25 protein-coding genes and 1 tRNA gene are annotated in these 25,046 nt (G+C 65.5%); 12 read left to right on the top strand and 14 right to left on the bottom strand.

Annotated elements, in window-relative coordinates; all coding sequences use genetic code 11:
• The first annotated feature begins 46 nt into the window (after positions 1-46).
• On the top strand, positions 47-1,930 hold the full coding sequence (locus tag ACSBP4_RS02380) for a cation:proton antiporter domain-containing protein (protein ID WP_373632430.1): 1,884 nt from the start codon (positions 47-49) through the stop codon (positions 1,928-1,930).
• Between the two features lie 30 nt (positions 1,931-1,960).
• Here ACSBP4_RS02380 and ACSBP4_RS02385 read toward each other — a convergent pair whose 3' ends face one another.
• Both ACSBP4_RS02385 and ACSBP4_RS02390 read right to left on the bottom strand, forming a co-directional pair.
• Positions 1,961-2,374 (bottom strand): EamA family transporter, encoded by a 414-nt coding sequence (locus ACSBP4_RS02385; RefSeq protein WP_006649814.1) that lies wholly within the window; start codon positions 2,372-2,374, stop codon positions 1,961-1,963.
• 51 nt (positions 2,375-2,425) lie between these two features.
• Complete coding sequence (locus ACSBP4_RS02390; RefSeq protein ID WP_435551265.1) at positions 2,426-3,049, bottom strand: DUF2391 family protein; 624 nt, start codon at positions 3,047-3,049, stop codon at positions 2,426-2,428.
• A 145-nt stretch (positions 3,050-3,194) separates the two neighbouring features.
• Between ACSBP4_RS02390 and ACSBP4_RS02395 the strand changes: the two genes are divergently transcribed.
• Positions 3,195-4,880: an aldehyde ferredoxin oxidoreductase family protein gene (locus ACSBP4_RS02395; protein WP_435551266.1), complete on the top strand. Its 1,686-nt coding sequence runs from the start codon at positions 3,195-3,197 to the stop codon at positions 4,878-4,880.
• A 45-nt stretch (positions 4,881-4,925) separates the two neighbouring features.
• Here ACSBP4_RS02395 and ACSBP4_RS02400 read toward each other — a convergent pair whose 3' ends face one another.
• From ACSBP4_RS02400 to ACSBP4_RS02415, 4 genes are all read right to left on the bottom strand, one after another.
• Positions 4,926-5,684, bottom strand: a complete 759-nt coding sequence (locus ACSBP4_RS02400) for a TraB domain-containing protein (RefSeq protein ID WP_435551267.1) — start codon at positions 5,682-5,684, stop codon at positions 4,926-4,928.
• A gap of 47 nt (positions 5,685-5,731) precedes the next feature.
• Positions 5,732-6,049, bottom strand: coding sequence for a hypothetical protein (locus ACSBP4_RS02405; RefSeq protein ID WP_049965474.1), 318 nt, complete (start codon positions 6,047-6,049; stop codon positions 5,732-5,734).
• 85 nt (positions 6,050-6,134) lie between these two features.
• Positions 6,135-6,356 (bottom strand): hypothetical protein, encoded by a 222-nt coding sequence (locus tag ACSBP4_RS02410; RefSeq protein WP_006649819.1) that lies wholly within the window; start codon positions 6,354-6,356, stop codon positions 6,135-6,137.
• Positions 6,357-6,474: 118 nt separating this feature from the next.
• A complete protein-coding gene (locus ACSBP4_RS02415; protein ID WP_373632437.1) occupies positions 6,475-7,611 on the bottom strand; it encodes a thiolase family protein in 1,137 nt (378 codons plus the stop codon).
• Between the two features lie 206 nt (positions 7,612-7,817).
• On the opposite strand from ACSBP4_RS02415, the gene ACSBP4_RS02420 reads away from it, so the two are divergent.
• The 4 genes from ACSBP4_RS02420 (at position 7,818) to ACSBP4_RS02435 (ending at position 11,565) form a co-directional block, all read left to right on the top strand.
• Positions 7,818-8,474 carry a DUF5806 family protein gene (locus tag ACSBP4_RS02420; RefSeq protein ID WP_006649821.1) on the top strand — a complete coding sequence of 219 codons (657 nt, stop codon included), beginning with the start codon at positions 7,818-7,820 and terminating at the stop codon, positions 8,472-8,474.
• A 47-nt stretch (positions 8,475-8,521) separates the two neighbouring features.
• Positions 8,522-8,950, top strand: coding sequence for a hypothetical protein (locus ACSBP4_RS02425; RefSeq protein ID WP_006649822.1), 429 nt, complete (start codon positions 8,522-8,524; stop codon positions 8,948-8,950).
• A 63-nt stretch (positions 8,951-9,013) separates the two neighbouring features.
• Positions 9,014-10,486 (top strand): aldehyde dehydrogenase family protein, encoded by a 1,473-nt coding sequence (locus ACSBP4_RS02430; RefSeq protein ID WP_435551268.1) that lies wholly within the window; start codon positions 9,014-9,016, stop codon positions 10,484-10,486.
• A 152-nt stretch (positions 10,487-10,638) separates the two neighbouring features.
• A complete protein-coding gene (locus ACSBP4_RS02435; protein WP_435551269.1) occupies positions 10,639-11,565 on the top strand; it encodes a hypothetical protein in 927 nt (308 codons plus the stop codon).
• Between the two features lie 191 nt (positions 11,566-11,756).
• On the opposite strand, the gene ACSBP4_RS02440 is transcribed toward ACSBP4_RS02435, so the two are convergent.
• From ACSBP4_RS02440 to ACSBP4_RS02455, 4 genes are all read right to left on the bottom strand, one after another.
• Positions 11,757-11,840 (bottom strand) — tRNA-Leu (locus ACSBP4_RS02440).
• A gap of 67 nt (positions 11,841-11,907) precedes the next feature.
• On the bottom strand, positions 11,908-12,249 hold the full coding sequence (locus ACSBP4_RS02445; RefSeq protein WP_049965479.1) for a ferredoxin: 342 nt from the start codon (positions 12,247-12,249) through the stop codon (positions 11,908-11,910).
• A gap of 665 nt (positions 12,250-12,914) precedes the next feature.
• Positions 12,915-13,691 (bottom strand): IclR family transcriptional regulator, encoded by a 777-nt coding sequence (locus ACSBP4_RS02450; protein WP_435551270.1) that lies wholly within the window; start codon positions 13,689-13,691, stop codon positions 12,915-12,917.
• A gap of 479 nt (positions 13,692-14,170) precedes the next feature.
• Positions 14,171-15,706: an aldehyde dehydrogenase family protein gene (locus ACSBP4_RS02455; RefSeq protein WP_435551271.1), complete on the bottom strand. Its 1,536-nt coding sequence runs from the start codon at positions 15,704-15,706 to the stop codon at positions 14,171-14,173.
• Between the two features lie 214 nt (positions 15,707-15,920).
• Between ACSBP4_RS02455 and ACSBP4_RS02460 the strand changes: the two genes are divergently transcribed.
• The 5 genes from ACSBP4_RS02460 to ACSBP4_RS02480 all read left to right on the top strand — a co-directional run bounded on the left by ACSBP4_RS02460 (position 15,921) and on the right by ACSBP4_RS02480 (position 20,047).
• The gene (locus ACSBP4_RS02460) at positions 15,921-16,649 is read left to right on the top strand and encodes a helix-turn-helix domain-containing protein (RefSeq protein ID WP_049965481.1); all 729 of its coding nucleotides are present in this window, start codon (positions 15,921-15,923) and stop codon (positions 16,647-16,649) included.
• 83 nt (positions 16,650-16,732) lie between these two features.
• Positions 16,733-17,572: a proline dehydrogenase family protein gene (locus tag ACSBP4_RS02465; RefSeq protein WP_435551272.1), complete on the top strand. Its 840-nt coding sequence runs from the start codon at positions 16,733-16,735 to the stop codon at positions 17,570-17,572.
• 137 nt (positions 17,573-17,709) lie between these two features.
• A complete protein-coding gene (locus ACSBP4_RS02470) occupies positions 17,710-17,856 on the top strand; it encodes a hypothetical protein (RefSeq protein WP_162834893.1) in 147 nt (48 codons plus the stop codon).
• Positions 17,846-19,534 (top strand): sodium/proline symporter, encoded by a 1,689-nt coding sequence (locus ACSBP4_RS02475; RefSeq protein ID WP_049965482.1) that lies wholly within the window; start codon positions 17,846-17,848, stop codon positions 19,532-19,534. Before ACSBP4_RS02470 ends, ACSBP4_RS02475 begins: the two co-directional genes overlap by 11 nt.
• Positions 19,535-20,047, top strand: coding sequence for a hypothetical protein (locus tag ACSBP4_RS02480; protein WP_006649831.1), 513 nt, complete (start codon positions 19,535-19,537; stop codon positions 20,045-20,047).
• A gap of 719 nt (positions 20,048-20,766) precedes the next feature.
• Here ACSBP4_RS02480 and ACSBP4_RS02485 read toward each other — a convergent pair.
• A complete protein-coding gene (locus ACSBP4_RS02485; RefSeq protein ID WP_435551273.1) occupies positions 20,767-21,714 on the bottom strand; it encodes an oxidoreductase in 948 nt (315 codons plus the stop codon).
• Between the two features lie 114 nt (positions 21,715-21,828).
• Complete coding sequence (locus ACSBP4_RS02490) at positions 21,829-22,347, bottom strand: peptidylprolyl isomerase (protein ID WP_006182813.1); 519 nt, start codon at positions 22,345-22,347, stop codon at positions 21,829-21,831.
• A gap of 135 nt (positions 22,348-22,482) precedes the next feature.
• On the opposite strand from ACSBP4_RS02490, the gene ACSBP4_RS02495 reads away from it, so the two are divergent.
• Entirely contained in the window at positions 22,483-23,454 is a 972-nt protein-coding gene (locus ACSBP4_RS02495; RefSeq protein WP_435551274.1) for a succinylglutamate desuccinylase/aspartoacylase family protein, read from the top strand.
• Between the two features lie 12 nt (positions 23,455-23,466).
• Here the strand turns inward: ACSBP4_RS02495 and ACSBP4_RS02500 are convergent, their stop codons facing one another.
• Together ACSBP4_RS02500 and ACSBP4_RS02505 are read right to left on the bottom strand one after the other, a co-directional pair.
• A complete protein-coding gene (locus tag ACSBP4_RS02500; RefSeq protein WP_435551275.1) occupies positions 23,467-24,129 on the bottom strand; it encodes an HAD family hydrolase in 663 nt (220 codons plus the stop codon).
• A 99-nt stretch (positions 24,130-24,228) separates the two neighbouring features.
• Positions 24,229-24,990, bottom strand: a complete 762-nt coding sequence (locus tag ACSBP4_RS02505; protein WP_049965577.1) for an SDR family NAD(P)-dependent oxidoreductase — start codon at positions 24,988-24,990, stop codon at positions 24,229-24,231.
• Between the last annotated feature and the right edge of the window lie 56 nt (positions 24,991-25,046).

The following is a 25,046-nucleotide window of genomic DNA, read 5'->3' on the forward strand; positions in this document are numbered from 1 at the left end:
GAGTCGCACCGGGACGGCGATCGGGTATGGAGCGCCGGGTCCGACAATGACGGGTGCAGAGGCCAGTGGCGACCTTCTGATACTGGTCGCCATGATCGTCGGACTCGGTGTCCTCTCACAGTTGTTGTCGGCACGGTTTCGGGTGCCGAGTGTTCTCTTTCTCATCACCGCGGGGGTCGCGATCGGCCCGGAGGGGCTCGGCGTATTGACCATCGACTCCTTCGGCGAGAGCGGACTCTCGACGATCGTCGGGCTCTCGGTAGCCATCATCGTCTTCGAGGGTGCGTTCCACCTCAAGGCCGAGAAGATACGGGAAGCGCCGGCAGCCGTGATCCGATTGACGACGGTCGGTGCGGCGATCGCCTTTCTGGGAACCGCCGGCGCAGTCCGCTTTTTCCTCGGGGCGAACTGGGACATCGCGCTGTTGATCGGCGCACTCTTGGTCGCGACGGGACCGACGGTCGTCACGCCGATCCTGAAGGTCGTCCCCGTCCGTGACCGGGTCGCAGCGACCCTCGAGACGGAGGGGATCGTCAACGACGTGACGGCGGCGATCCTCGCGGTCGTGCTGTTCAAGTCGATGACCGTCAGAGAGGCCCACGCGGACGTCTACCTGCAACTGTTCGCCGAGCGGCTCGGAACGGGCCTGCTCGTCGGCGTCGTCGTCGCCGCGGTCGTCTGGGCGGTGTTGCAGTACGTCGACATTTCGCCAGACGATGCGCCGCGGAACGCACGATTGCTGACGTTAGCGGGGGCGATCGTCGCCTTCGGGACGGCCGATTACGTTTTCGCCGAGGCGGGCGTCGCGGCCGCGGCGACGGCCGGCCTGATCCTGGGCAACGCCAACCTCCCCTACGAGGAGGAGATCGAGGCGTTCAAGGGCGATATCACCCTGCTCGTTCTCTCCTTCGTCTTCATCACCCTCGCGGCACTGCTCGAGTTCGACCAGCTGTTCGCGCTCGGCCTCGGCGGCGTGGCGGTCGTGGTGGCCGTCATGCTTGTCTTGCGGCCGTTTCTGGTCTTTCTCTCGACACGGGGTGGCCGGTTTACGTTCAGAGAGCGGCTCTTTATGAGCGCCGTCGGGCCGCGGGGGATCATTCCGGCCTCGGTCGCGACGCTGTTCGCGATCCGACTCCAGACCGGCGCAGCGCCGACCAACCCGGCCGGTGCGGACCTGCTCGTCGGGACGGTCTTTCTCGTCATCCTCGTGACGGTCGTCCTCGAGGGCGGCCTGGCCCGGCAGATCGCGGAGACACTCGACGTGATACCCATGCGTGTACTCATCATCGGCGGCGGCCGCGTCGGTCGCTCGCTGGCAGAACGACTCGAAGCGCGCGGCGAAAACGTGGTCCTGATCGAGGCGGACAAGACGGTCCTCGAGGAGCTTCGCAACGACGGGTTCACCGCCCGCGAAGGCGACGGCACCGACACCGAGGTGTTACGCGAGGCGGGCGTGGAGAACGCCAAGACCGTCGTCGCGGCGTCCGGCGACGACGACGTGAACCTCCTCGTGGCCCAGCTCGCGAAATCGAACTTCGACGTCGAGAACGTGATCGCTCGGGCGAACAACCCGTCGAACGCGTCGGCGTTCGAGGACCTCGGCGTCCAGACGATCTCGGCGGCCGAGTCGACCGCGTGGGCGATCGACAATCGGATCGAGCGGCCCGCGCTCTCGGACTGGATGTCCGAACTCGGTCGCTCCGGCGACGTACAGGAGATCGAGATCACCGACGAGGATCTCGTCGGGCAGCGGATCGTCGACGTCGGGGGCGAACTCCCGAACGGCGTTCTCATCGCGCTCGTGAGCCGGAACGGGACCAGCGAAGTGCCGACCCCCGACGTCGAACTGCAGGCGGGGGATCACATCACGCTCATCGGCCGCACGGAGGCCGTTCAGGAGGCGATCAACCAGTGTGGCAAACCGGTCTAACACTCGGCTTCTCGCGGACGGACTGACTGATCAGGTCGCGACGAGGCCGACGGCGACGACCGCGAGGACAAGTCCCGCGACGTTCGTCGCGCTGAGCTGTGCCCCGAAGTAGAAGACGCCGACGATGGCCGGGATCACGAAGTAGAGCGCGGCGATCGCGGAGACGATCGCCATGTTGCCCCGGGCGAGGCCGGCGTAGAAGCAGATGGAGGCGGCCGCGAGGAACGCGCCGGAGACGAGGGCGGCGGCGACGTCGACGCGGGTGCCGGAGACGGGACGGCGAAGCGAGAGGACGTAGCCGCCGGCGATGACGAGGCTCGCGACGTACGAGAGGAACACGGCGTTGACCGGCGAGAGCGAGCGGGTCGCGACGCCGCCGGCCACCGCCCAGCCGCCATAGAGGAGCAACGCGCCCAGTGCGAACAGGATCGACGTACTGACCATGCGGCCGGCTTCGCCGTGATTCGGAAAAACGTTGCGTTCGCGCCGACTGTCTTACGCGTCGTCGCGATCGTCCCCGCGACGATCGGGGGCGTCTATCGGCCGATGCTCGGCTTCGCCGGGGAGAATATCGCCCAGCGAGCCGCCAAGCGCCATCGCGGTGAAGACGACCGAGACCTGACAGAGATTGACCCACGGCTCGTCCCACGCGATCCGCCCCCACAACGTCATGAGCCCGGCCGCGGTCGAGAACGCGATGAGCAGGACCCAGACCGGGCGACGCGGCACGAGGCCGAAGTAGGGGTTATGGATCTGCACCTCCCTGAAGTCGGCGACGTAGAGAATGCCGACGACGAGCCCGACGGTAAACAGGAGGTTCGCCACCAGCAGTGCCGGATGGGTCGCGAGGAACGCGCCGATACTGAAGACGCCGTCCTCGACCAGCATCGGGAGCCCGATGACGACGCTGCCCACGAACGCTTCGGCCTTGTCCTTGTAGGTGAACCGGGTGATGACGTTCCCGACCGCCGCATTGTGCGAGAGCCGGCCCAGTAGCCGCATCGTCCGCCGTACCTCCGTCCGCTCGTCGGCCGTGTCGACCGTCTCCTCGAGCGTCTCGAGTTGCTCGTAAACGTCGTCGATGGTCGCGCCCTCGAGCGACTCGTCCGGTTGGGACATACCGGGACCAGACGTTGCGAGTGGATAAATCCGGGCCGACTCGGGATCCGCCGGCCCGATCGCAGCCGCCGCCCGAACGGCTCAGCGTCGAATCCCGCCCGAAAAACCGATACCGTTTTGCGGCCGTGTCCACCACTGTGGTACTATGAAACACTCACGGGGACCGCTGTGTTCGATCGATGTCGGGGACCGAACCGTCGAGACCGAAGACATCGACGACGTCCTCGAGTCCTATGTCGGCGGTCGGGCGCTCGGCACGAAACTCGCCCACGAGCGGATCCCGTTCGATGTCGATCCGCTCGGAGCCGACAACCGCCTGTTCTTCGCGACGGGGCCGCTTCAGCACTCGACGATGAGCTTCACCGGGCGGACGTCGGCGACGACCGTCTCGCCGCTGACCGACGGGCTGCTCTCCTCGAACGCCGGCGGGTTCGTCTCGCGGAACTTTACGGGGACCGGCTACAGTGCCGTCGAGATTACCGGCGCGAGCGACGACCTCGTCGTCGTCCACGTCACCGACGACGGCGTCGAGTTCGAGGCCGTCCCCGACCTCGAGGGGGCGACCGTGCCCGAGACCTGCGAGTACCTCGAGGACGAACACGATCTCGGGCCGGAACACACCGCCGTCATCGGGCCGGCCGGCGAGAACGAGGTCCGCTTTGCCTCGGTCATGACCTCGGAAGAACGGGCCTTCGGCCGCGGCGGGCTCGGCGCGGTGCTGGGGTCGAAAAACGTCAAGGCGATCACCTTCGACGGCGACTCGACCCGCGAGGTCGAGATCCCGGCCGTCCAGATGGAGATCCACGGCGAGGCCGCGCAGGCCGACCACCCGATGAAGGCACAGGGGACCACCTCGGTCGCCGAGTACGCCAACATGGTCGAGGCCCTCTCGAGTTACTACTTCGAGGACCTGTCCTTCGAGGGGATCGACGGGATCAGCGGCGACCGCGTCGAGGAGAAGAAGTACAAGAAAGGCACCTGCTCGTCGTGTGCCTTCGCCTGCAAGCTGCCGACCCGCGACGAGGAATCCGGCCTCGAGACGGAAGGGCCGGAATTCGAGACGCTGATGGCCTTCGGCTCGAACTCGGGCGTCGACGACATCGTCGACGTGATGCAATCGAACAAGCTCTGTGACGTCTACGGGCTCGACACCATTTCGACGGGTGACACCATCGCGGCCTACCTCAAGAGCGAGGACGAGTTCGGCAACGTCGATCTCATCCACGACCTCGTCGAGCAGATCGCCCACCGCGAGGGCGTCGGTGATACGCTCGCGGAGGGCGTCGACCGGATCCACGACGACCTCGGGGTCGAGAACTGGTCGGTCAAGGGCATGGAATTTGCCGCCCACGACGGCCGCACCCTGAACGGACAGGGGCTGGCCTTCGCTACCTCGAACCGCGGTGCCGACCACATGTACGCCGAGTTCTACCCCTACGAGTACCCGCTAGTCGGCGAGGAAGACGCGTTCCAGAAGGAGGGTCTCGAGGGCAAGCCGCCCAAGCTCGTCGAACTCGAGAACCTAAACGCCGTCAAGGACAGCGCGATCTTCTGTAAGTTCTCCCGGGACTTCCTGACCGAGGAACGCATCGAGACGCTGCTCGATGCCGACTACGACGACCTGCTCGCCCTCGGTGGCGAAGTCGTCGCCATGGAACGGCACTTCAACAACCAGCGCGGCTTCGACCGCGGCGACGACCGGCTCCCCTACGAGCTGCCCGACTTCGAACAGGGCCTCGAGGAGTACTACGCCGAGCGCGGCTGGAACGACGACGGCACCGTCCCCGACACGAAAGTCGGCGGAGGCAGTGCGGCACCGGCCGACGACTGATCGCGACTCGATTTGCCCCGGTCGGCGCGAGCGGTTCGAGCCCGCTCACTCGATCGGAATTCGCGTTACCGTCCGTGCGGGCGTTCTGATCGGGACCGACTCGGTCCGCTCGGCGGCGTTGCGCTCGCCCTCGAGCGTCGCGAGCCGTCGCTCGATCCCGTTGTGGTGGCCCGCGCCGACGACCGCGACGACGTCGTGACCGTCACGACGGAGCGCGTGCAGTCGCTGCGCCATCGCACGATCCCGGCGGTCGATCAGTACCGCCGCCACCTCGGGGAACAGCCGCCGTAGGTGGTCGATCGCCGGCTGGACGTCGTCGCCGTGTGTGATCTCCGCGACGGGCTGCTCGAGCAGCGCCAGCTGGTCGGCGTACGCGTCCGGTCCCAGCGACTGCGCGCGGAGCATACTTCGAGGGATCGTCAACGGCCCGACGCGACGGGCGAGTTCCCGCAGGGTCTCCGCCACCGGATCGTCGATCAGCGCGACGTCGGTTCCGCGCTCGGCGGCCGTCTCGATGGCGGCCTCCATATCGGTGTAGTCGGGATCGAGTCCGGCGAGGCGAACGACCGTCCGCTGGAACGCACGCACCGCGCTGTAGGCAGCCGCGGCCGGCGGCGACAGCTCGCGGGTCAGTTCGGCGAGGTCCGGCCCGCTATCGGCCTCGAGGCGCTCGAAGCGCGACTCGTCGAGTTCGACGGCCACGAGGTCCGGCTCGACCGCACGGATCCGTTCGCGGACCCGCCGGCAGTGGCTCGGCGAGAAGTGGACGCTGGGGACGAGGGTGACTGTGCCGTGGTCGGACATCCCCTGTGGGTTCACCGGCCAGCGGCTTGAAGCCACGACCCCGCCCGCTACTCGTCGTCGGTTTCCTCGAGTTCCGGCTCGAGGCGGTCGTCACCGCGTGACGGCAGCGACGTGTCGTCGGCGCGCGAGGGGTGGATGTTGACGTTGTGTCCCCGATAGGGGTCGCTCTCGGGGTCGTAGGAGAGTTCGCTGCGCTCGAAGATGTAGATGAAAAACCCGATCAGCGGGATACAGAAGGTGATCGCCGCCCACTTCCACTGGGGCTCGAGTCCCACCCGACCGGCGTCCCAGTAGGCGACCGCGGTGAGCCCGAGATGCCAGGCCAGCGGGATGCCGACGATGATCGCGAGGAGGCCGATGCGCATACGCGGCCTACGGACTCGAGGCTACTAAACGACCCGCCACCTGACGGTGGCTCGAGGACGGTGGCAGTGAGAGGACGGGGTGCTGTTAGCTCTCGTTGGCCCCGAATCGTCCGAACGCGTACTCCAGACCGAACATGACAAGCGCCATCGTGAGCGCTCGAAGGAGGAGGAGGTCTCGACTCAACAGGAACCCGGCTGCGAGGACGCCGATACCGGTCATTAGCCCCAACACGGCCGCATACGGTCCGCGAGAGAGCCCTCGGAGCCACGCATCAGTGCGCTCGTAGAGACGTTTCACACCGCGCATCTGTAACTACAACAACTCGAGCGTAAATATCCTATCGGAGCAACAGTACTTTTTGTCTCAGGCGACGCTCCCGCGTTGTCCTCGCAAAATCTGGACCAAAAAGTCCAGTCCCCGCTGCTTAGTTAACGTCGAATTCGATCGCCGCACCCTGGCCAAAGCCGACACACAGCGTCGCCAGCCCGAGGCCACCGCCGCGCTTCTGGAGTTCGTGGATCAGCGTCACGGGCAGACGCGCGCCCGAGGCACCCAGCGGGTGACCCAGCGCGATCGCTCCGCCGTTGACGTTGAAGATATCGGGGTCGATGCCGAGTTCGTCCCGCGAGTACAGCGACTGGCTCGCGAAGGCCTCGTTGAGTTCCACGAGGTCGTACTCGTCGATGTCGCGGCCGTTGCGCTCGAGCAGGCCCTTCGTGGCCGGGACCGGGCCGATCCCCATGACGGTCGGGTCGACGCCGGCGACGTTGTTCCGGCCGACCTCGGCCATGATCTCGAGGTCGTGTTCCTCGGCGAAGTCCTTGCTGGTGACCAGCAGGGCGGCCGCGCCGTCGGAGATCTGGGAGGCGTTGCCGGGCGTGACGGTGCCGTCCTCCTTGAAGACGGTGGGGAGTTCGGCGAGCGTTTCCGTGGTCGTGCCCGGTCGGATGCCCTCGTCTTCCTCGACGGTGCCGTCCTCGGTTTCGATCGGGACGATCTCGTCGTCGAAGCGGCCTTCCTCGGTCGCCTCGGTGGCTCGCTGCTGGCTCCGGGCGGCGTACTCGTCCTGTTCCTCGCGACTGACGCCGTACTCCTCGGCGACTTTCTCGGCGGTCATCCCCATCTGGAGATCCCCGAGGTCGTACAGCTCGGAGATCTTCGGGTGGATGTGGCCGTAGCTCTCGCCCATCGCGACGCGGCTCATGCTCTCGACGCCGCCGGCGATGATGGCGTCTCGGTTGCCGGCCGCGATGGCGTCGGAGGCGGAGATGACCGACTGCATCGAGGAGGCACACCAGCGGTTGATCGTCGTCGCCGGCACCGACTCGCCGAGTTCGGAGAGCAAGGCGATGACGCGGGCGAGGTTGTTGTCCTGTTCCTCGCGCTGCTGGGCACAGCCCCACATCAGATCGTCGATTTCCTCACCGGAGAGGCCGGTTTCGGCCAGGATCTCGTCGATCAGTGGCACCGAAAGGTCCTCGCTGCGAACGTCGGCGTACACGCCGTCTTCTTTCCCCTGTGGCGTCCGCACTGCCTTGACTACGACTGGCGTCTGTGACATATACTACCGCATGCCCCTCACGGACTTAAATCCGGTCGAACTCCGGCTGGCGGGAAAAGTGTTTACGGGCCGAGTAACCGGTCCCCGACCGCCCGTCGTCGCCGACCCACGGCCCGCCGGGGTCGACGACGGGGGTCGATCGCGCCGCCCTCGAGCCGGTCGGCTCGAGAACAACCCTTATCTCGGATAGCTGGTAATACGCGGGCATGGACGAGGACGGACTGGACGCGTCTCGGTTCGAGGGCGACGACGCCGAATCGGACCGCGATCCCGAACCCGAACCCGCTGGGACGGCAGACGAGGACGGCGACGGCGGCTCGATGCCGGGGGTGCCGGACCCCGACCCGCAGGACGACGACGTCCCCGAGGACGTACAGAAGTATGCCCGGTTCACGAAGATGGACGGCGCGCAGTACGACCGGGTCAACGAGTTCCTCCGGGACCGCACGTACATCACCGCCCGCGAGTGGGCCATCGCGCGGCTCTGTTCGGACTTCCGGACCGAGACCGGCGTCGAGATGACCAAGATCGGCGAGAACCTCCCCGAACTCGTCCCCTTCATGACCGACACCTACTCCCCGCAGGCGGTCAATCAGGCACGAGCCTCCTTCGAGGAGAAGGTCCGAACCGCCGGCGCGACCTTCCTCTACGGCGCAATGTGTGATTTCTTCACCGCCGAGGAACTCGACGACGTGATGTACGAGGCCACCGAGGTCGCCAAGTTCCTCCTCGAGGTCGAGGGCGTCGACCTCTCGGTCGAGGAGGAACTCGAGGCCGAGGAACGCATCTCGACGGTCATGCGGGAGGTCCGCGAGGCCAGCGAAGAGTTGCGCGCGGCGGACCTCGCCGAGAGCGAGGAGTAGGCGAGTGACAGAAAACGGTAATATGGCTGTAGTGAGTCGACACGGATATGAACGACTCTCGTGACGAACGGTCGGGCTCGGCCGACGACGGCGACCGCTCGCCCGGACTGATCGGTGCCGGCATTGGCGTCCTCGAGTTGCCGGTGTTTGGCTATCTCGGGCTCGTACTGTTCGGCCAACCGATCTTCGGCGCGTTCGTCGGGCTCGTGATGGGGCTCGGAACGTACCTTTCTTTTCCCGCCCTCGTGGCGGACGACGACTCCAGCGAGATCGAGACGACTCCGGAACCCGTCGGCGACCAGCTCCGTCGATTCCACCGCACGGCGGCCGGGCTCGCGCTCCCGCCGGCGGGGATCCTGTTGCTCGCGTGGCGGTTCGTCAACGAGAACGTCCTGCTTGGGGTCCTCGCGACGGCCGTGATCGGCCTGGCGATTTACGCCCCGCTTGCAGTGTTGCTGCCGCGCCGACTCTCCTGACGCGGCCGATCGTTGCGCTTGCGCGTCCGCTACTTATGCCCGCTCGAGGGCTATGCCACTCGCATGACGGACCTTCCACTGGCACCCGACGGCGGCTGGGAATCGCTCTATCTCGCGGGCGACTGGACCGACAGCGGCGATCGCGACGCGATCTCCGTCGAGAACCCCTTCACGCGCGAGGCGATCGCGTCCGTCCCGGCGGGGACCGAGGACGACGTCGACCGGGCCTACGAGACCGCCGCGTCGGCACAGGAGGCGTGGGCCCAGCAACCGCCGCAGGCCCGCGCGGGCGTGATCAACGCGGCCGTCGAGTTCGTCGGCGACCACCGCGAGGAGGTCGCCGAGCTACTGGCCCGCGAGTCGGGGAGTACGCGAGTCAAATCCGAGGCCGAGTTACAGACGGCGAGGGGGATGATGCAACAGGCGGCCAGCTACCCGTTCCGGATGGACGGCCAGCACGCGGACTCGATCACGCCGGGCAAGGAGAACGTCGCGGAACGAGTGCCGGTCGGCGTCGTCGGCGTCATCTCGCCGTGGAACTTCCCGCTGCATCTCTCGATGCGGGCGGTCGCGCCCGCGATCGCGGCCGGGAACGCGGTCGTCCTCAAACCCGCCTCGAACACGCCGATCACGGGCGGACTGCTGCTCGCGCGGATCTTCGAGGCCGCGGGCGTCCCCGAGGGGGTCCTCAGCGTCGTCCCCGGCCGCGGCTCCGAGATCGGCGACGCGGTCGCCGGCCACGAGGTCCCCCGGACCATCGCCTTCACCGGCTCGACCGAGATCGGACAGGGGGTCGCCGCCACGGCGGCTCGCAACTGCGCCCTGCCCGCCATGGAACTCGGCGGGAACAACGTCCACGTCGTCACCGACGACGCCGACCTCGAGCGGGCCGTCGACGGCGGCGTCTTCGGTTCCTTTCTGCACCAGGGCCAGATCTGCATCTCCATCAACCGCCACCTGGTCCACGAGGACGTCTACGACGAGTACGTCGACGCGCTGGCCGACCGGGCCGCGTCGCTGCCGACCGGCGATCCGACCGACGACGACACCGTCATCGGCCCCATCATCGACGAGAGTCAGCGCGATCAGATCCTCGAGTACGTCGAGGAATCGGTCGACGCGGGCGCGACCCTCGAGACCGGCGGCGACCACGATGGACTCGTCGTCGAACCCACAGTCCTCTCCGACGCCGACAACGACATGGCCGCGGCCTGTAACGAACACTTCGGCCCCGTCGCGCCCGTGATTCCCTACGCGAGCGACGACGAGGCGATCGAACTGGCCAACGACACGATCCACGGTCTCTCGGGGTCGGTCCACAGCGAGACCATCGAACGGGCCCGCCGGATCGCGGACGGGATCGAGACGGGAATGATCCACATCAACGACCAGCCGGTCAACGACGAGCCACACGTCCCCTTCGGCGGGATGAAGCAATCGGGCATGGGCCGGTACAACGGCGAGCAGATCCTCGAGGAAGTGACGACGACGAAGTGGATCTCGATCCAGCACGAGCCTCGCGAGTACCCGTTCTGAGTGCCATTTGGTCCACGGATCCACGGCGGTTCCGACCGTCTCGGTCCGTCGCTGTGTCCGATTCGATCGGGGTCCGCCCTCGCCGCTTCGTCTCGCTTCTCCCGGTTGGAAGCGTGGTCCTTATGACAATATAAGTTCACCAACTAGTAGGCATGGAACGCCGAACCTACCTGGTCACCGCTGGCATCGGCACCTCGTCCCTCCTTGCGGGCTGTCTGAGCGACGGTCCGAGCGACGACGAATCCGACGGCGACGACGAATCCGACGGCGACGACGAACCGGACCCCGATGGCGACGAGTCCGAACCCGAAAGCGAACCGGACCACGAACAGGTCATCGAAACCTACCTCGAGGCCGCTCAGGCCGAAGATCCCGACGCGATGGCCGCGGTCGTCCACAGCGCGAGCCCGTTACAGGGGCTGCTCACCGATCCGGAGTGGGAATTCGAATCGAGCGGCTCCGCCGATCTCGACGCCCTCGAGACCGAGGTCGTGACGGCCGACGGCTCCGTCGCGGACGTCCGCGAACTGGAGGGTGCCGAGTTCTGGTTCGCGGAGTCCGACCTCGAGGCCGAGATCGACGACGCGGAGATCGTGCTGGTCCGCGCCGAACTGGACGATGCGGCCGTCGGCGACAGTGCCGGCGTCTACGCGCTCGTGACCGAAGGCGACGAGTGGAAGATCTTTTGGATCGACAGCGAGGACGACACCCCGGAAAACCCCGAGGAGGCGTTCGAGCCGGAGATCATCGACACCGACGACGACGTCGTCGAGCGGATCGAGTGGGGCGTCGACGCGGTGAACGCCCCCGAAGGCTCCGACTCCGACACCGGATACTACGCCCGCGTCCACCTTACCGACGAGCCCGGCCGCAAGGCCGATCTGATCCGCATCGAATCGACGATCGCCGACTCGACGTTCGAGTTCTACGGTGAAGACAAGACCGAGCCGTCGACGTCGTGGGCGGGGACTTGGGCGAACGTTCGGCTCAACGCCGACGGCGATCAGATCGTCGTGACTGCCGTCCGCGGGGATACCGAGACGGTCGTCCATCGGGAACACTACGAGCCGTCGGACTGATCCCGTCGATCGGGATCGCGGATTTCGGCTCGAGGGCTGTCGTTGTGCTGCTCGCGGATTGCTCGCAGCGACATGCGAGGGTTGGGATTTGAACCACGGGAAGACGGTCGCTCACTCCGTTCGCGCTGCGACTTCCCTGATTCGAATCCCGCGTCTCGCAGACACGACTCTCACTGTCGTTCGAGTCGGTATGCGAGGGTTGGGATTTGAACCCAAGGACTCCTACGAGAGCGGGTCTTAAGCCCACCGCCGTTGGCCTGCTTGGCTACCCTCGCACAGAAGGCGTTCGATGGTTGTTCCGGGGTGGGGATGTGCGTTTCGGTGTGCGTTCGCGCCGTCGGCCTACCAGTCGACGCTCAACGTGCCGTCGCCGTGGGGATCGGGCGCGATCTCCTCGTCGGTCCGGCGGTCGACGACGTGGATGCAGCCGTCGTCTTTCTTGGCCGGACAGACCTCCGCAGCGCGGACGTTGTGATCGAGGTCGTCCTCGGCGATGAAGTACTCCTCGGGCTGGGCCATTCCGGAGGCGATCGACATCTCCCAGTTGTCGCTGACCTCGGCGCACTTGCCCGCACCGAAGCACTTGTTGGCCTCGAAGATGATCTTGTAGGGTTTCTCGTCGACCGGGGGCGCGTCGCCGGAACCGACGTCGCTGGCCTGCTGGATACCGTCGTCGTCGCTCATGTGTCCCCGTTCGAGCGAGCGGCCTTTCGCGTTACGGTTGGCGCGAGTCACGGTATCGATTCCACCCGCCGTGAACCAGCGACGCCACTGCTGGGTTCGATTCGAGACCGGTTCGTCCGCTCGTCGTCGTGGCTGCTCTGTGGCAGGTGATTCGTCTCTCGGTATCGGGTGGCCGATCGCATCTCCCAGAAGTACCAATACGGTCATGTTATTTCACAACGTACAATATTGTTTCTAAAGAACAATACAATATCGGAGACAGGATCGCTGTTGCTACAAAACCTGCTGAGTGCGTTCACACTTTGGCCTAGTCGTGAAACGCATGGATACTGTGTCGAACCTCGTTTTGTTTCGGCAGTATTGCCCAGAAGATGTGTTTATACAGTGAATCAGGAATTGAGGAACTCATATACTCGACAAGGCTTATCGAGTGTCGGTACGTCTGCCGTTTCAAAATAGTTTTATGGTCTCTATCTCTTTGCCAGCTATTGTTTGGTAAATATGCAATAGTGTATGCGGGCCTCGGTATAGTTGTCGGATAGCTATATTACCACATGAGAGCCTCCGTTTCCGTGACGTGACCCCGCCGCATCGACCGGGACGGAGCAGCTGACCCGGCGTTGAAACCCACGATCACGATTACAAACATATGTGTGTAATGGATGTCAGAACAGCGTGGACTCGAGCGATCCGATCTCGTCTCGAAGCAGTTGTGCCAACTCCTCGGCCGTCGACTCGTCGGTCGCCATGCGATAGGTCGGTCCGCCGACCGAGAACGCCCCGACGACCTCGCCGTCGGGGTCGGTTACGGCCGCCCCGATGGACCGATAGCCGTCGATCAGTTCCTCGTCGTTGACTGCGTACCCGCGACGGCGGATCGCCTCGAGTTCGTCGAACAGTTCGGCCTCGTCGGTGATGGTGTGGTCGGTCGTCGCCGGCAGCCCCCAGCGCTCGAGAATCTCGCCGACCCGGGATTCGGACATCGACGCCAGCAGGGCCTTTCCGGAGGCGCAGTTGTGCATGTAGAACCGGTTGCCCGCCCGGAACGGGCTGGATTCGGACAGACTCCGTCGGGACGACTCGCCGATCGCGTACTCGAGGGAGTACGCGCGGCCGTTCTCCTCGACGATGAAGTCGGCTTCGTGGCCGGTCGTTTCGGCGAGGGAGTAGACGTGCCGGCGCGCCGTCGCGTACAGCGGGTTTCGTCCGCGTGCGTGTTCGCCGAACGCGAGGAACTGGAGACCGACGTGGAAGGTGTCGCCGTCCCGGACGAGGAACCCCTCGTCGACCAGCGTGTGGAGGTGGTTGTGGACGGTGCTTTTCGCCAGCTCGAGGCGGTCGGCCAGTTCGCTCAGCGTGGCACCGTCGCTCTCGCGGACCGCGCGAACGAGTGCGAGCGACGTTTGCGTCGTCTTGACCGGCCGAGGGCGATCGTCGGTCATCGTTCGAAGTCGTCGTGTCGTCCGTGCATAAGGGTTCGGAATGTGTGAACCGTGTTCTGGAAGGATCGTCGAATTCACGGTTTATTTCTTGATGATTTACGATGCCAAATCGGTATTTGGGTAGTACCCTATCCGTCTATATATGCGCCACAGTACCACAGGCGATCGGTGGTGTGGCGTGCCGGGCTCCAACTCCCGTCGGTGGCCGTCCGTTCGGAATGCGTGAACGGAAGACGGCGAACTCGATCGGCGCGGTCGATTCCGGCCGTTATCTCCCTCGTCGGCTCGGATTCGGTGTTCCGGTGTTCGCACCTTCGGAACGTGCTGCCGTCGGCGACCGCGGGCGATCCGCACGACTGGTTCGGGGCGGTGATCCGGTCGACCGGCGCTAATCGGCGCCGCAGTGGTTCGTCCACCCGCAGTGCTGACACCACTCCTCCGGTGTGTCTGTCAGTCGCCCACAGAGCGGACAGTTCGTCTCAGTCATCGTCGGTCGTAATGTCGGCGGACAGTCCCTGAGCCATCTCGATGTCTTTGGAGTTGTTCAGCGTCCAGGCGGTGCGCTCGGTGACGGCCTCGATCACTTCGCGACCGCTCGGGTAGCCGTTCCCGGACTTGTTGACGCCGCCAAAGGGCAGGTGAACCTCCGCGCCGATACACGGCAGGTTCCCGTACGCGAGTCCGACCTCGGCGTTGTCGCGGTAGTAGTTGACCTCGCGGTAGTCCTCCGAGATGATCGCTCCCGCGAGTCCGTACTCGGTGTCGTTGTGGATCTCGACGCCGTCCTCGATGTCGCCCGAGTACGTCATGAGCGCGACGTGGGGGCCGAAGACCTCCTCTTGTGTACATCGGAGGTCGGCGTCCGGGTCGGCCTCGTAGACGAACGGGCCGATCCAGTGGCCGTCCTCGTGGCCGTCGGGCACTTCTGCGTCGGCCAGTTCGTCGCGGTCGACGAGGACGTTCACGTCTTCGCTTCGCGCGAGTTCGTTGTACTCGAGGACCTTCTCCTTGTGTTCGCCCTCGACGAGCGGCCCCATGAACGTGTCTTCGGCCAGCGGGTCGCCGACCGCGATGTTCTCGGCGATCTCGACGAAGCGCTTTTTGAACTCGTCGTAGACATCCTCGTGGACGATCAGCCGTTCGGCGGAGACACAGCGCTGGCCGGTGGTCTTGAACGAACTCATGACCGCCGAGTGGACGGCCGTATCGAGGTCGGCCTCGTCGCTGATGACGACGGCGTTCTTGCCGCCCATCTCGCAGGCCGCGAGCTTGCCGGGCTGTTCGGCGACGGTTTGAGCGACCTCTTGACCGACCTCGGCCGAACCGGTAAAGAGAACGGTGTCGACGCGTGGGTCGTCGACGATCGAGGCCCCAGCGTCGCCGAAGCCCTGTACCATGTTGAACACGCCGTCGGGGATCCCCGCGTCCTCGAACATCTCGGCGATGATCTGGCCACACCACGGGGTCTGCTCGGCGGGCTTCCAGACCACGGTGTTGCCCTCGACCAGCGAGACGGCCATGTGCCAGAACGGGATCGCGACGGGGAAGTTCCAGGGCGTGATACAGCCGACGACGCCCCGGGGCTTGCGGCGCATGTACGCGTCCTTGCTCCCGATCTCGGAGGGGACGACGTCACCGTGTGGGTGGCGGGCGTTGCCCGCGGCCCACTCGACCATGTGTGCGGCTTCGACGACGTCGGCTTTCCCTTCGGAGATCTCCTTGCCACACTCCTTGGTGACGATCTCGCCGAGTTCGTCCGTCCGCTCGCGCAGTTCGTGGTAGATATCCCAGAGGAACTCCGCGCGGTCGATGTGCGACAGGTCGCGCCACTCCTCCTGTGCCGCCTCCGCGGCCTCGAGGGCTCGATCGACGTCGGATTGCGTTCCGCGGTGGAAGGTGCGCAACGTCTCGCCAGTCGCCGGGTTCTCGCTTGCGAAGGTTTCCTCGCCCTCGCCGTCCGTCCATTCGCCGTCGATGTAGTGTCGGTCGGGTTGCTCTGTCGTCTGCTGGCTCATACAGTACGGATGACGGATCACGGCGGAATAACCACGGCCTCCCATGGTCGGGCGCGCCGTCCCCGGTGACGATCGACGATGGAGATCGCGACGCGACCCGTGCTTTCGGCTCGCGGCGCGGTACGGGTCCGACACGAGTCCACGACCGGTCCATGATATCGGTATTCAGTATGTTTATAGTCCTCACGGCGTACTGTCCGAGTAGAATCGACACATGAGCAGTACGAGTTCGACGACGACCACGACAGGGGCGACCGACGGGACGCGACTCACGCTCGATATCTGGCATCCGAACTGCTGGGGCCTGCAGGCGACCGAGGCAGTCGACGCCGGCTTGCTCGTCCACACCGTCCACCGAACCGTCGAGGAGACGGTCAAGGGTCACTTCACCGTCTACGCCGACACGACGGCACAACTCGACGAGTTCGTCGCGTTCGCGGCCGAGTCTCCGCTAACGCACTCGACGGTTGAACTCGGCCAGCGCCCCACGACGGCACCGAACCCGGGGAACGCGACGCGCGAACTGTTCGTCGAGTACGAGCCCGAACACAGTATCAGCGACACGCTCGTCTCGCATGGCTTCATCCACGACGCGTCGGTGCGCGTCGAGGGCGGCGTCGAACACTGGCCGGTCTTCGTCGCCGGCGGTCGCGACGAGATCCGGCGTCGACTCGAGGCCATCCGGGCCGAGACGGACGCGGAGATTTCGATCAGTCGGGTCGCGACGCCCGACGGCGGTCCGTCGGAGACCGCCGATCGGACGGATCTCCTTACGCCGCGCCAGCGTGAGGCGTTCGAACTCGCCTGCGAGCGGAACTACTACGCGTGGCCCCGCGAGATCAGCACGCGCGAACTCGCGGACGAACTCGGCGTCTCGAAGACGACGCTGCTCGAGCATCTCCGGAAGGCCGAAGCGAAACTGCTCAACCCCGACGACGTCTGATCGCTATGTATTATTTCGCGTTTTGACGGGCGAATCTTTTGGTCGGGTATCCATTTAGGTGCCTGTCGTCCCAGCAGTCCGGTATGATACCACCGATCGCGAGCCGGTTCGTCGCCGGAACGACTGCGTCAGGCGCTCTGGACCACGTTTCGGAGTGTAACGAAGCGGGGATGGGCGGCATCCTGAACCTCCTCGGCGAACACTACGACGATCCCGAACCCGCCGCGGAGGACGCCGACGCGTACTGTCACCTCGTCTCCGAACTGGCCAGTCGTGGCCTGAACGGCAGCGTCTCGGTCAAACCGTCCCAGATCGGTATCGACGTCGGACCGGACATCTTCAGGGAAAACTTCGAACGAATCGTCGAGACGGCGGCGGCCGAGGACGTGTTCGTCTGGTGTGACATGGAAGACCACACGACGACCGACACGACGCTCGACGCCGTCGAAGCGACGGCCCGGGACCATCCCCACGGCGTCGGCGTCGCGATTCAGGCGAACCTCACGCGGACGCGCGATGACCTCCGTCGCCTCGCTGACGTTCCCGCCGCCGTCCGGCTGGTGAAAGGCGCCTACGACGAACCGTCGTCGGTCGCCCTCGACTCGAAATCGGCCGTCGACGACGCCTACGAGGACCACCTCGAGTTCCTGTTTCGCGAATTCGACCAGGGTGTCGCGGTCGGGAGCCACGACCCGGCAATGCTCCAGGTCGCGGTCGACCTCCACAAGGAGTACGGGACGCCGTTCGAGATCCAGATGCTGATGGGGGTCCGCGAGGACGCCCAGCGCGAACTCGCCGCAAAGGGGTACGAGGTCAATCAGTACGTCCCCTACGGCGGCAAGTGGATGCAGTACTTCTACCGACGGATCCGCGAGCGCAAGGAGAACGCACTGTTTGCGCTCCGCGCCGTTGTCGGCGTCTGATCGGACTACGGGGTTCGCGACGGCGTCGTCTACCAGCTCGCTCGAGCGTCGGCCCTCTGATTCTTCCGCACTGATACGTCCGATATAAAGGGTGCAAATTCGGTATATTTATTTGTGGGTAGTAAGCACACGCCACTATGCCAGAGAGTGGATCAGTCGAATTGATCTGGTTATTCGGACCGTTCGTCCTGTACCTAGCGATGCTCGTCGTCTACTACGTCTGGGAAGGGAAGCGAGAGAAACGACTCCGCGAGCGCTACGAGGAGGCGAAACATGGCCAGTGAGGGGTTAGCCGGCTCGGCCGGGAGCTGGGTCCTCGGAACGTTCGCCGTCTACCTGCTTGTCCTCCTCGGTATCGGACTGTACTCCTCGCGTCTCATGGATTCCGTCGACGACTACGTCATCGGCGGTCGGAGCGTCGGCCCGGTCGTCACCGGCTTCTCCGAACGTGCCTCCGAGATGAGCGGCTGGCTCACGCTCGGTGTCCCGAGCGACGCGTTCGGGACCGGCGTGATGGCCTTCTACAACGGGCTCGGGATGATCCCCGCCGACCTGTTCGCGTGGGCCGGCATCGCGAAACGCCTCCGGAAGTACACCGAGATCGTGAAGGCAGTTACGTTACCGACCTTCTTCGAGACACGTCTGCAGGACGACACCGGCTACGTCAAAGGCGTCTCCGCGTTCGTCCTGATGCTCTTCGAAGGCGGATACGTCGGCGCACAGATCGTCGCCGCCGGGACGTTGCTCGAGGTCCTCACCGGCGTCTCGTCGCTGGTCGGGATCCTCGTCGGCGGCGTCATCGTCGTCGGCTACACCATGCTCGGCGGCTACTTCGCGGTCGCGTGGTCGGACTACGTCCAGGGTGCGATCATTCTGGTCGCGTTCATCATCCTGCCGATCATCGCCTTTACCAACTACGGGCTCCCGTTCGGCGACCTCGCGTCCGTCGGGAGTTCGTACACGAGCGTCACGGCCGGCATGACCGGTTGGGCCGCGATCTTCGGGATCATCAGCTACGCCGCCATCGGGCTCGGCATTCCCGGGAACCCGCACGTGATGGTCCGATTCATGGGGATCGACGAAGTCGAGAACATTCGTCTCGCGGCGCTGGTCGCCCAACTGTTCATGTTCGTCGCCTACATCGGCGCCGGCTTCGTCGGGCTGTACGCGCTGGTCGTCTTCGGGCAGGGCGGCATCGAGGACCCGAACAACGTCATGCCGCTGCTCACGCTCGAGTTCTTCCCCGGTGCGATCGCGGGGATCATCCTGGCGGCCGCTCTCGCCGCGATGATGTCCAGTGCCGACTCGCAGCTGCTAGTCGCGACGAGTGCCATCGTCGAGGACGTCTATCACGGCTACGTCAACCCGGACGCGAGCCAGGAGCGGCTCGTTCGCTACTCCCAGTACGTCACGCTCGGACTCGGCGCAGCCAGCGTCGCGTTTGCGCTCCTCGCACAGAACACGCCGATCTACACGCTCGTCCTCGACTACGCGTGGGGCGGCCTCGGCGCGGCCATCGGACCGACGCTCATCGCGGCCGTGTGGTGGAAACGGGTCACCGCGACGGGCTCCGTCGCGAGCATGATCGTCGGGACCACGACGATGGTCATCTGGACGCAGCTGTCGACCATCCTCGAACTGCTCGGCCTCATGGGGGCCATCGAGGGGTCGTCGTTCCTCACGGGGCTGGTCGGCGTCTACGGGCTCTTCCCCGCGTTCATCCTCTCGACGGCGACACTCATCGTCGTCTCGCTGCTGACGACGCCGCCCGAGGGCGTCGACGATCACTTCGATTCCTTCAACAAACCGCTCTCGTCCCTCTCGAGCGCCGACGATCCGACCGGGACTCCCGACTACGTGACCGACGGCGGTCGCGACGTCGAACCAAAGGCCGTCACGGAAACCGACACCATTCGCGCACACGTGACCGCCAGCGAGTACTGGGACGAGGGTGACGAGTAAATGAGCGACGCGCGCCGACGCTCGGTCGAGCCCGCGACGCTCACGGGCGAGTCGCATGACCGAGCCGCCCTTACCGTCATCGAACCGACGGTGACGCGCGAGGACGTCGACTCGAGCGGTCGCGTCGGTGCCGTCGCGTACCCGTATCGGATCTACGACGCCGTCGCGACGATCGAACGACCACTGCTTTCGGACCGCGACATCGAGTACGTCGTCAGCGTCGACCGCGCTCGCCGGCTCGCCGTCAGGGCCGACGTGTTTCCCGACACCGTCACGGAAACCGTCGACGACGTCCTTCTCCTCCCGTCGGAACTCTCCGACGCGCAGGTCCGAGACAAGGCCGAAGACGCGGTGTTCACGTGGACGCTCCGGAAAGTCGCCGTCGGCTCCGCGCCGGACCTGACCTTCGAACGGTCGGTCGACGCCCACAAACTGTTCTGGATCGCGTCCCGCCCCGACGGGGACGTCATCGTCGATAGCGTCCGCGGCACGGAGATGCCACTGACGGAGTGAGCCGGGACGGGGATCGACTCGGCCGCCGCCCCACGCGGCGCTCGTCTCGAGTCTGCCCGTCTCCACCGACCCTGAGAAGTCGAGATCCGCGTGCTGATTCCGCGTTCCGGTTCGCTTCTTCTTCCTCAAACCCACCATTCTCAATCACATATTGGAATATTGGTGTTATCTGACCGTAGCGAACCAAGCAGCGATACACACCGATCGATCGTGTACCGTCGGTGAAGACTACGCTAAGGGCACAAGCGCACCGTAAAATTCTTCTAACGGAGTTTCACTCGGTTTCTCGAGACGAGGACGAAAGTCGGTCGCCACGTCTCGGAACGGAACCCCTATTTTCGCCACTGTCCTCGAGATATCGGTGGTTCGACGCCGGAAGGCCGGCTTTCTCTCTCGACGCCTGGTCGACTACATCGAGCGATCCCACGTCCGTCGCCGACCGGGGACCTGTGAGCGGTTGACGGCCCTCGAAAATGAACTCAAAATGGTTGGTAAGAGGACGTCTACTCATGCCGACATACTTTCGTGACAGTCGTCGTCGGTCCGCCGTTCTAGTGTCACTATAGTAGCCACTGAAACGATTTACACACTGATCGCGACGCAGTCGTGCGATCAGGTGTGCAATGACTTTCAGTGGCTACTATAGGTATCGAACGCAACCGGTCTCGTTCATCGAGAGCAGTTCCGGGCGATCCGGCCGGTGTCGAAGCGGCCCTCGGTTACGCCGGAACGTCTGCTGCCGGCGTCGGCAGATCGTACGTGACGCCGGTCAGTTCGCTCGAGACGCGCCAGAGCCGTCGGGCGGTGTCTTCGTCGTAGGAGCGGTCCGAGGAGGCCTGGCGTTCGGGCGTACCGCGCATGTTCATCAGGCCGCCAGGGCCGTAGTAGGCTCCGCCCTCGGCTTCGGGCGCGGTGGCGGCGTACAGGGTCGGGAGCGCGCCCATCGCGGCCGATTGGGCTGCGACGGTGTTTAGTACCCTCATCGCGGCTTTGCGGAGTCGGCTGCCGCTCTGCTCGGGGCCGCGCAGCTGTAACTGGGTGTTCGCGTAGCCGGGATGGACCGCCATGCTCGCCGCGTTCGCGTCGGCGGTGAGCAGCCGGCGCTCGAGTTCGTAGGCGAACAGGACGTTCGCCAACTTCGACTGGGCGTAGGCGTCCCACTTGTCGTAGGACGTCTCGTGCTGGAGGTCGTCGAAGTCGATCTTGCCGTTCTCGTGGACGCCGCTCGAGACGGTGACGACCCGCGAGTCGGGCTCGGTCTCGAGCCCGAGGTTCTCGAGCAAGAGTCCGGTCAGCGCGAAGTGGCCGAGGTGGTTGACGCCGAACTGGGTCTCGAAGCCGTCGTCGGTCTCCGAGCGGGGAATCGCCATGACTCCGGCGTTGTTGATCAGGACGTCGATCGATTCCTCGAGCCGGCCCGCGAAGTCGCGAACGGACGCGAGGTCGCCCAGATCGCAGGCCTCGACGCGGAGGTCGGCACCGGGGATCTCCCCGCGGATATCGTCGGCCGCGTCCGCGCCGCGCTCGGTGCTGCGACAGGCCATGATCACCGTCGCACCGTTGCGCGCGAGTTCGCGCGTGGCCTCGAGACCGATGCCGCTGTTCGCGCCGGTGATGACGATCGTCCGTCCGCTCTGGTCGGGGATGTCTTCGGCTGTCCAGCCCATGGTGGTCGTACGGGCCGGCGGCCCTAAAACGGACGCGCCGATCACGCCTCGATTCCACGCGACGCCCACGGCGTGCGTGCGGTCACATCGCCCGGCCGAACGGCTCGAGCGAGTTTACTCGTAGTCGACGGAGACCGACTCGAGGACGACGTCCTCCTGGGGCTGGTCGTTGGCGTCGGTCTCGACGTTTCCGATCTCGTGGACGACGTCCATGCCGTCGGTGACCTTGCCGAACACGGCGTGGCGGTCGTCGAGGTGGGGCTGGGCGTCGAGCGTGATGAAGAACTGCGAGCCGTTGGTGTCGGGCCCGGAGTTGGCCATGCTCAGGATGCCCTCGTCGTCGTGGCGTAGTTCGTCGTGGAACTCGTCGTCGAACTGGTAGCCGGGACCGCCGCGGCCGGTCTCGGTCGGGTCGCCGCCCTGAATCATGAAGCCCTCGATGACGCGGTGGAAGGCGACGTCGTCGTACAGGGGCTCGCCGTCGATCTCCTCGCCCGTCTCGGGGTCTTCCCAGGTCTTGCCGCCGGTCGCGAGCCCGACGAAGTTGTCGACGGTTCGGGGGGCCCGCTCGTCGTAGAGTTCGACCTCGATATCGCCGCGGTTCGTATGCAGGGTGGCAGTAACGTCTCCCATACCATGCGCGACGGCGGGCCGAGGGAAAACGGTAGTGGTCTCGAGACGGCGGGTACCGATTCCGACGGCGCTGTGACGGTCTCGAACGACGAGGGCCGGCCGCAGTTACATACCGTCGGCCGTGGAACGACCGATATGACTGACGGCGCACACACGGCGGAACGGGTGACGCTCGCGCGGCTCCCGTCGGGCGTGGCACTGACGACCACCGTCCACACCTATCGCGGCGCGGAGCCGGGGCCGACGCTGTACGTGCAGGCGGCCCAGCACGGTCGCGAGATCAACGGCACCGAAGTCCTCCGGCGGTTCCACGAGCGACTTCCCCTCGAGTCGCTGTCCGGAACCGTGATCGCCGTCCCCGTCGCGAACCCGCTAACGTTCGACCGGGTCTCGTATACGACGCCGGAGCAACTCGACAGCGTCCACCCGAACATGAACCGGATCTGGCCGGGCGACGCCGAGGGCAGCCTCCACCAGCGGCTGGCCGCCCGCCTCTGGGAGTACGTCACGGCGGCTGACGCCGTCGTCGACCTCCATACGGGGAGTCCCGACATGCTACCCCACGTCGTCTATCGCGAGGGCGACGAGCGCTCCCGCGGTCTCGCGGCGGCGTTCGGCACCGATCTCCTGCTGGCCGAGGGGGCCGGCGAAGACGCCCCCGACGAGTGGCATCGACGCGGTTTCGAGGGGAAGCTTCGGGTCGCCGCCGCCGAGGCAGGTATCCCGTCGATCACGCCGGAACTCGCCCACAACAAACAGATCCTCGAAGACGTCGTCGAGACAGGCGTGACGGGGCTGTTGGCCGTCTGTCGCTCCCTCGAGTTGCTCCCCGGCACGGTTCCCGAGCGCGACCAGCGGATCGCCCGCAACCACCTCGGGCAGGTCTCCGCCGACGCCGCCGGCCTCTTCCGGCCGACGCCCGGGCTCGCCGTCGGCGACGAGATCGCCGAGGGTGAGCCGATCGGGACGGTATACGACCCGACGACCTACGACGCGCTTCAGGAGGCCCGAACGGAACGAGGCGGACTTCTCTATGCGCTCACGCGCGAGGCGACGGTGACCGCGGGCGATCAGCTCGCAAGCGTGGCCATCCCCGCCGAGCGGTGATCGGATCGGCGCTCAACCGTCCACGATAGCCGGGAGCGCCGACAGCGTCTCGATATCGTACGTCGGCGTGACCGAGAGTTCGTCGTCGCGACAGTGCCGGCGACGGACGAACGCGGAGTCGATGCCAGCGCGGTGGGCCGCGATCACGTCGTGTTCGCTGTCGCCGACGTAGAGTGCCGAGTCGGCCTCGAGATCGGCGAGAGCCCGCTCGAGGAAGTGGGGATCCGGCTTCTTCACCTGCAGGCTCTCGATCGTCTTCGGGCGACCGTAATAGGTCTCGAACAGCGAGTCGAGATCGAACGCATCCAGGACGAATTCGATCGTACTGTGGTGGTTGTTGCTCACGACGCCTCGGTCCTGTGGAAGGTCCGCGATCGTCGCCACGTCGTCGTATCGGTCTCGAGTACCGGCCCTGAACGCCGCGAACTGGGAGCGTTCGTCGTGGCGTTCGCGGGCTTCCCAGAACGTCGTCGGCTCGAGGTCGTAGTCGGTACAGATGTCGTGTCGGACTTCGACGGTCACGCCGCTCACGATGTCGTCGAGGTGATCGGGGGCGACGTCGTCGACGCCCGCTTCCCGAAATGCAGCCTGCGTCGCCTCGAGTTGGGTTTCGGACGCCGGCGGCTCGACGAGTATCCCGTCGCTGTCGAATAGCACTGCGTCGTATCCTGTCACGTGGTTACGCAATTCAGAACGGCGAATTGGGCGTTTCGATTCACCGGCTTGCAGCGGTTCCGAACGACGACACGGGGTCGCCGTACTCACGGAACGCCGTTAGCACGTCGAGAATCCGCCGTCGACGACCAGCCCGTGGCCGCTGACGAACGAGGCCTCGTCGCTGGCAAGAAAGAGGATGGCGTTCGCGATCTCCTCGGGCTCGCCCAGTCGCTTGAGCGGGTAGTCCTCGATCATCTCCGCTCTGGCTACCTCCGGGTCGTCCTGCTGTGCGAGAAAGCCCTCGAGCATCTGTGTCTCGGTGAAGCCGGGACAGACGGCGTTGGCGCGGACGCCGTAGGGGCCGGCCTCGGCCGCGACCGTCCGAGTCATGTTCAATACGGCGGCCTTGGTCGTCGAGTAGGCCGCCTGCTTGGGGAGCCCGAGAATGCTCGCCAGCGAACCGACGTTGACGATCGAGCCGTGGCCCTGGTCTTTCATGTGGGGCAGCGCGGCCGAACAGCCGTTCCAGACGCCCTTGATGTTGATATCGATCACGAAGTCCCGGGTCTCGTCGTCGAGGTCCTCGAGGTTCCCGCCGGGATGGCCGGTGCCGGCGTTGTTGACCATGACGTCGATGCCGTACTCCTCGGCCACGGTGTCGACGACGTCGTGGAACCCCTCGCTGTCGGTGACGTCGAGTTCGGCGAACTCCGCCTCGCCGCCGGCCGCCTCGATTCGCTCGACGGTCTCCTCTCCGCCCTCGATATCGACGTCCGTGACGATGACGCGTGCCCCTTCCTCGGCACACCGCTTGGCGGTCGACCGACCGATCCCCGACGCCGCACCTGTGATAACTACTGTCTTGTCTTCGAGTCGCATACCGTCCGTATCGGACGGCCGCTACATAAATTCGTTCATAATTTGCCGGCAGTACT

The organism is Natrinema sp. CGMCC1.2065 (genome assembly GCF_051225675.1).
Lineage (GTDB): Archaea > Halobacteriota > Halobacteria > Halobacteriales > Natrialbaceae > Natrinema > Natrinema thermotolerans.